3 protein-coding genes are annotated in these 7,799 nt (G+C 42.5%); all 3 read left to right on the forward strand.

Going from position 1 to position 7,799, the window contains the following annotated elements; translation table 11 throughout:
• Positions 1–494 precede the first annotated feature (494 nt).
• The gene (locus KGY70_11375) at positions 495–2,207 is read left to right on the forward strand and encodes a hypothetical protein (protein ID MBS3775780.1); all 1,713 of its coding nucleotides are present in this window, start codon (positions 495–497) and stop codon (positions 2,205–2,207) included.
• 39 nt (positions 2,208–2,246) lie between these two features.
• The gene (locus KGY70_11380) at positions 2,247–3,815 is read left to right on the forward strand and encodes a hypothetical protein (protein MBS3775781.1); all 1,569 of its coding nucleotides are present in this window, start codon (positions 2,247–2,249) and stop codon (positions 3,813–3,815) included.
• A 322-nt stretch (positions 3,816–4,137) separates the two neighbouring features.
• Positions 4,138–7,799, forward strand: a 3,662-nt coding sequence (locus KGY70_11385) for an insecticidal toxin complex protein (GenBank protein ID MBS3775782.1), incomplete at its 3' end; no start/stop codon positions are given.

Consider the following 7,799-nt stretch of genomic DNA (forward strand, 5'->3'; position numbering starts at 1 on the left):
TTTGCTATGTTGATAAAAAGAAACCCGAAGAAGCGCTGAGAAAAAAAGATATCATCCCACGATTTCTGGAAGATATACGAACGGACGTTATAGAGTCAGGGGAGATGCGGGCGATGTGAAACAAGAATAAAAACCTTCTTTTGGGAACTCATTTGCTATGAAGGAATCGGAGATTAAAGCAATTTGGTCAACGGAGGGAAAAATTGCCTTCATTAAGATTATCATGGAAGTTTTAAAAAATTCTCCTGTGGGTAAGATACATCTGTTAGTAAATATATAAGTTGATTGAAAAAATGGGCATTTTATCATTTTTTTCTTCATATGGCCAGTTTTTACTATACATTATCAATTTAATTCCTTTTATTGTGTAAAATTGTAACTATTTGCTTTTCTGTTTCATTTTGAAAGAGAGAACCAACCCTGAGTCTATTTTTAATGAATGTTTGTTATTGATTTTCAATTTATTTTTATTCTAAACAGGAGATATCAAACAAATGGAAAATCCAAAAAAAGGAAAGTCTGAGCAGAAAAAACGTTCAAGCTTTCGTGACATTTGGCAACTTATCATCAAACTGATTGTTGCGCTTTTGGTAATTGTATGGTTCATAAAGGAATATTTGCAGAATGATGAGCTCAATGTGATCAGCCTGATCATTCTGCTTATTCTGCTTGCTTTCATTATTTGGCTGATTCTTCGCCAAAAACATGTTGTCATACTGCGATGTAAACTCATTGCACCTGGCAGCTGTGTTAAGGGAGATCCAAACATTATCGCGGGAAAGATTCTTGAGCCGGTGGTAGGAGATGCATATGGCTTGGGATTTAGCCACTACCTGCTCGAAGTGCGTGATCCCGGTGCCAATCTGCTCACGAATGTGGTTATCTATCCTGATGGGTCAGGAAATCCAGACACTTCGCTTTCACAGGGAAACCATCCTGTAACCGGGGGAATGCTGGGCTGGATCGATATGGGCAAAGCTGTAAATGATGCCGGTATCATTCTGCTGACCTCCACCACCTTTGAAATTACCTTGCGCGTGTTTGGAATTGATGGCAGTGAGAAGGCTCCTCCTTGCATGCTGCATTTCGATGTCTCAGTAAACGAGGTATATATCAGACGTGTCAGCACACCCTGGGCCGTGGATTTTGTCGATCCGAATGAACAATTGAGGCGTGCCGATGATCCTGCTTCTGATTTGGCCACGATAGGGGGGAATATGCATGTGCGGGGAGCAGCAAACATTTATGGCTGTGCCGGAGAGAAAATTGATGAATATACCATTTGGGCCATTCCCGATCCATCTTTCTCATTCGTGCAGCCGGCACCATTTACATCGGTAACACCGCAGCCAGACTGGGTTGAAGTCAGCCACATAGAGTTCAAGAGTCAGACCATCAATGGTACAACCTATTCAGCCAATGATGTTCGGGCTTATAACATGCTCGACGGAGATCCAAATCCCGATATACTGACCAATACCTGGGGAACCAGAAAGGAGTGCATTTGTGTGCACATTGACATGACCCTTTCCTGTTCCTGCTGGAAAATTCCTGATTTAAAGGCGAGCGCATTCAACAGTAACTCCAAATTGCTGCCGCACAAACTCGATCCCAGCCATGAGGGAGGGACAGGTAAATTCACCTTTCTGCTTCAGGTAATTGATACTTCTGGAAATCAATACTATGACATCCAAAGAGCCTGGATCGACAATGAAAAAGAGGTTGCTAAGATCGAAGGCATTGCCGGGGTTAAACAATGCCAGGATTTGTATACACTGGACGCTAAGGGCAAATTTAAAACTGTCGAAATAGAGGGAACTGCCTGGGATGCGTTGATTGATCCCTCGGGCCCGGATCTCACCAAACCTACGAGCGACAACTTTGACAAGTATGAGGTTAAGTTCCAGAAACAGGGCGCTGCCGGTGAGGTGGAGGTCATTACCTCCCATTCGCCCGTTCCGGCCCGACCTGCTCCTGTTGGAACCGGGGTGCTTGCCAAGTGGGACCTTGAGTGGTTAAACAAGAGTACAAATCCTATGGGGCTTCCTGTAGATCAGCTGCTGGACAAAGGCGAGAGCTGCACATACAACCTGATACTCAGGGTTTGGGACTTAACAATCGTAAATGAACATGCACCGGGCATCCATTACTCCGGGAAAATAACTTTCCCCATAAAGATCATTAATGGTAGTGAACCTAAACCCTAAATTCTTTTATAATCCAACATAATTATGGAGGACAGAATCATGAAAAAATTTCGAAAAAACAGGGGAAGGCCTGAAATTGCCGCAGTCATCCCCGCACTCGTGATGGTTTTTTTGTTAACATCATGTATCTTTATGAAAATGAATCCTCCGGCAGATGCTGACAAGGCATTTTTGCCCGGCAACAATACGTGTTATCTGGCCACGGCAGCCAATATGCTGGCAGCTGCAGGATATGGTGATGGAGCAACTCTTCAGGCCAGGTCGGAGGACATCTATGGTGATTTAACGGGTCAGTTCGGCACTGCCAACAGTGGATGGACGGATGCTGCCCTTTCCTGGTGGCTGGGCTCAACCAATAACACCTGGGCCGGCAATCCTTATACGGTGGTTACTGTTTATGGCAATAAAATACCTAAATATCCCTGGGCCAATTCAAACGGGGCCAGGGATATCGCAAATGAGCTCCGAAATTGCAACTTAGTCGGATTGAGTATCAGCTGGCCAACAGATGCGGTAAATCCAGGTGGCAATCCCGTCATTGGCAGCGGAGGCCATGCAATTACCGGCTGGGGCGATAGAAGCTGGCTTCCTTGGAACGACAGAAACGATCCGATAAACAGTAATCCTTCCCGCTTGCGGGTTACCGATTCGGACCGGGAAACAGACGGTGATATCCAGGAATACAATTATGACAGCTATACCAGCCCCAATCCTGGAGGTGCGAATGAAGGAAACGGCTGGTATTGTGATTATGATAACAACCATCCTTACATTAAGCACATTATCGTTTTGTCACCTACCCAAACAGCGGCGGGGGTGGCAAATACCCAGCGGGTGGTAGGATCATACAGAATTCACCAGGACAGGGAAAGCGATGCTACTGATCTCCATTACCGGGTTGGAACCGATACGGAGATACTTTCTTATAATACTACCGTCAGCTGGGATCTAAATGCCATACCCGAAGTTGATGAAAATCAACCACAAAGGGATGAGCTTGACGTTAAGTGGGATTTTACCGATAACCCAATTCCAACTTGCAAGTGGGTGACCATTACCACAGAATTTATCCTCCGCAACTGGAATGCCATAAGCTATGAGGATGTGCATTTTACATACCCGGATGGTGTTGCTGGTGAGTTAATAGCACCGGTCAGCTGGGAGGTCCTTTCTCCCAAAGTGCAAAAAGCCGCTTCGATTCCTAATGTCACCGGAGGATATCTTATAGCCGCTTATGATATTATGGATCCTTCGAAGACAGAGGATAAAAATATGGTGGGTCAGTACCGGCTCTTGCATCAGTACAGTTACAATCAGTCTCCGGAAAGACATACCCTGGTTTTGAAAGGAAAGAAGGGATATAATATTACCAACCTTCGTATTGGTCATACCTATGGATATTTAAAAGAACAGGCTTTATGGGAGTTTCAGGAGTGGATGACCAGAAAGGATGATAAAAAGTACATGTTGGGTGAAGAACCCATAAGGATAAGTATAGACTGGACAGATAAATTGCCCTACCCAAAAGGTGAGGATATTGAAAAACGTATACCGGATATCAGGAAAGGTAAGTTGAAGGAATTACCGGACCAGATCCAAAAACCATAGTTGGTGGAAAGTTAAAATGTTCAGATCAGCCAGTCAAATATATTGCCATGCAATTATTATTGATTGAAGAATTATTGAGACTGCTGTTTATTTATTTCAACGAAAAGCCTGAATTGTTTACTTCTTTTTTTGATCAGTCCAGGTTTTTCGTTGGATTTCATTTTTGTTGCTCAAAGGGACGGTTTACCCAATTAAGCAGTACTTTCTAAGGAAATTAATTGGGAATATGAACTACAAAATTACAATTTATGGGGTATTATAGTTAGGTAATAATTCTGCAGATTATATTCAATTCCCAAAATAAATTCTTTTGGAATGCCTTATGAATGAAAAAACTAATATAGGTAATCAAGGGAAGGATATAAAACGTTTGTCTGCTCCTTCCATATCCTTGCCAAAAGGTGGTGGTGCGGTCAAAGGGATAGATGAAAAATTCTCTGTTAATCCTGTAAATGGAACTGCCTCACTTAATGTACCGGTTTACACTACTCCGGGCCGTTCTGATTTTCATCCCAGCCTCTCACTGCAATATGATTCAGGTGCAGGAAACGGGCCATTTGGACTTGGATGGGGCCTTTCCATTCCCTCAATAACAAGAAAAACAGACAAAGGATTGCCCAGGTACCGTGATCAGGAAGATTCGGATACCTTTATCTTGTCAGGGGCGGAGGATCTGGTTCCTGCTTTAAAATGGGATGTGGTTAATGAAAAATGGAAGGATGACCGTTTCGAAAGCGGTGATGGTGAGTACACCATTCGACGCTATCGTCCTCAAATTGAAGGACTTTTTGCCCGGATTGAAAAATGGGAGCATAAAACTTCTTGTGAAGTTTATTGGATATCTGTTTCAAAGGACAATGTAACAAGCATTTTTGGTAAAAGCAACAATGGACGGATTTGCGATCCTAAAGACAATTCCCTTGTTTTTCAATGGCTGTTGGAGGAAAGTTATGATGACCGGGGAAATATTATCATTTACGAATACAAAGCAGAAAATGATCAAAATATTGATCCTTTCCTGCCCCGGGAAAAGAACAGGCTTACCAATGGTTATGCCAATAAATATGTAAAATCTGTCAGATACGGAAATCAAATACCTTATCAGAAAGATGGCTGGCACTTCGAAGTTGTCTTTGATTACGGAGAACATGATCCGGATAATCCCGGTTTAAATGAGACCCAAACATGGCTTGCTCGCCAGGACAGTTTTTCAAGTTTTCGCGCAGGTTTTGAGATCAGAACCCAACGGTTGTGCCAAAGGGTGCTTATGTTTCATCATTTTTCTGATGAATTGGAAATTGCTCCTTATCTAGTCCGTTCAACGAATTTTTCTTATAAGGAAAGCCCCGTAGTTACTTATATGACATCAGTAAACCAAGTCGGATACAAATGGAATGGTGATGAATATAACATGAAATCCCTGCCACCGCTTGAATTTACCTATTCAGAGGTGGAGCTCAATGAAGTTGTCCAAACCATTGGTGTGGAAAGCCTGGAGAATCTTCCTGCCGGGCTTGATGGACGACAATATCAATGGGTGGATCTGGATGGCGAAGGGATTTCCGGCATATTAACAGAACAAGGCAGAGGTTGGTTCTATAAACGAAATTTGGGGAATGTTCCTTTTGGTCCGGCTCCGGCAACTAATGATGAACCACCGGCACCGCCCCTATATCATGACCCGGAAACCGTTCAATTTACAGCGGGTAAGCTTATTACCACCAAGCCTTCCCTGGCCAGTCTGCAGACCGGCCGATCTCAAGTAATGGATTTAGCAGGTGACGGCCAAAAAGACCTGGTGTTACTGGATGATCCTGTAACCGGTTTCTTTGAACGATCCAATGACAGGAGATGGAACAATTTTGTTGCACTTTCAGCCCAACCTCAAATCAATTGGAATGATCCCAATCTCAGATTTATCGATCTGAACGGAGATGGTCACACCGATATTTTAATTTCCGAAAATGACATTTTCATCTGGTATCCTTCAAAAGCGGAAAAAGGATTTGGTTCTCCTGAATATGTCGTTAAAAAACTCGATGAAGAGCAGGGCCCGACTCTGGTTTTTGCTGATGCTGCCCAATCGGTTTACCTTGCAGATATGTCCGGTGACGGATTAACCGATATTGTCCGGATCAGAAACGGTGAAGTCTGTTATTGGCCCAATTTAGGTTATGGGCATTTCGGCACAAAAGTGACTATGGACAATGCCCCCTTTTTCGACTCACCATATCAGTTCAATCAAAACCGGATTCGCCTGGCAGACATTGATGGTTCCGGGACAACAGATATTCTATATTTGAGTCACAATACCGTTCAAATCTGGTTCAATCAATCGGGGAATGGCTGGAGTTCACTTTATGAATTGGAGAATTTTCCAAAGATTGACAATCTTTCTTCCCTTATGGTAATTGACTTGTTGGGCAACGGCACTGCCTGTATTGTGTGGTCATCACCCCTGCCCAAAAACAATGGGCATCCCATGTGCTATATTGATTTAATGGGAAATAAAAAACCTCATTTGATGCTGTCGTTAAAAAACAACATGGGAGCAGAAACTACATTGCAATATGCTTCTTCTGTAAAATTCTACCTGGAAGACCTGGCTGCAGGAAATCCCTGGATTACACGCTTACCTTTTCCCGTACATGTGGTTGAAAGAATTGAAACCCGTGAACTGGTTACGAACTCTAAATTTGTAATGCGGTACCGATATCACCATGGGTATTTTGATGGAAGTGACCGCGAATTTCGGGGTTTTGGTTTGGTGGAACAATGGGATACGGAAAGTTATTCACCATTTCAAAACCATGACGGTGCGGCTATAAAAGTGCAATCCCGGGAAAAAGAGTTTCATCAGCCACCGGTATACACCAAAACCTGGTATCATACAGGAGGTTATCAGGATCGTCAAAATATCTCACAACAATATAAAGATGAATACTTTAAGGGTGAATCAAATGCCTGGCTGTTACCTGATACTGTTTTGCCATCGGGGTTAACTGCTAAAGAAGAAAATGATGCATGTCGTGCCCTCAAAGGGAGTATGTTAAGACAGGAAATTTATGCAATCGACGGATCAGAACAAAGCAAAAATCCTTATCAGATTACGGAAAGCAATTATGAGGTTAAATGGCTCCAGCCAATGCAGAATTTTCCACATGCTGTGTTTTTTACCCATGATCGTGAAACATTAAACTATTACTATGAACGTAACCCGGATGATCCGCGGATCAATCATAATATGGTATTAGAAGTTGATAATTATGGCAATTTGAAAAAAACAGCGGAGATTGGTTATCCCCGACGTACTTCTCATGATCTATACCCTGGGGAACAAACACGCCCTTTAATTCTGTATAAAGAAAGAAATTACTTTAATCAGGAAGATGGCGGAATATATTGGTACCGAGCCGGCGTTCCCACCGAAACAAAAAATTTTGAATTAACCCTTGCAGTTTTTCAGGAAGGATATAGAAAGTTTGAAATAAATGAAATAAATAACTTTTTGAATGATCAGAATTTGGAGGAGATTCCCTATGAAGAAATTTCCGGTTACCACAACCCCCAAATACGTTGTATAGAACACAACCGGATAATCTATTATAAAGACAATTTGGAAGGACCCCTACCCTTAAACCAGGTGGAATCACTTGCCATCCCTTATGAAAACTACACCCTTGTTTTCACTCCCGGCTTGCTTGAACACATATTCGGCACTCGCATTGATGAGTCATTATTAATAAATGAAGGCCAATATCGAAAAGGAGCTACCCTGAAAAGCCAGGGAATTTTTCCTGAAGATGATGCAGATGATTTATGGTGGATTCCTTCGGGGATTCAAATATTTAATCAGACACAGTTTTATCTGCCTGTAAAAGTGATTGATCCTTTCAATGCGGAAACAACAATTGAATATGATGATTATACGCTTACACCCTTAAGGACGGTTGATCCGTTAGGAAGCATTGTAAACGCCGAAAT

This window comes from Bacteroidales bacterium (genome assembly GCA_018334875.1).
Classification (GTDB): domain Bacteria; phylum Bacteroidota; class Bacteroidia; order Bacteroidales; family UBA12077; genus JAGXLC01.

Coding starts and splice junctions, on each gene's coding strand:
- KGY70_11375 (MBS3775780.1), top strand. CDS start 495: ATGGAAAATCCAAAAAAAGGAAAGTCTGAGCAGAAAAAACGTTCAAGC.
- KGY70_11380 (MBS3775781.1), top strand. CDS start 2,247: ATGAAAAAATTTCGAAAAAACAGGGGAAGGCCTGAAATTGCCGCAGTC.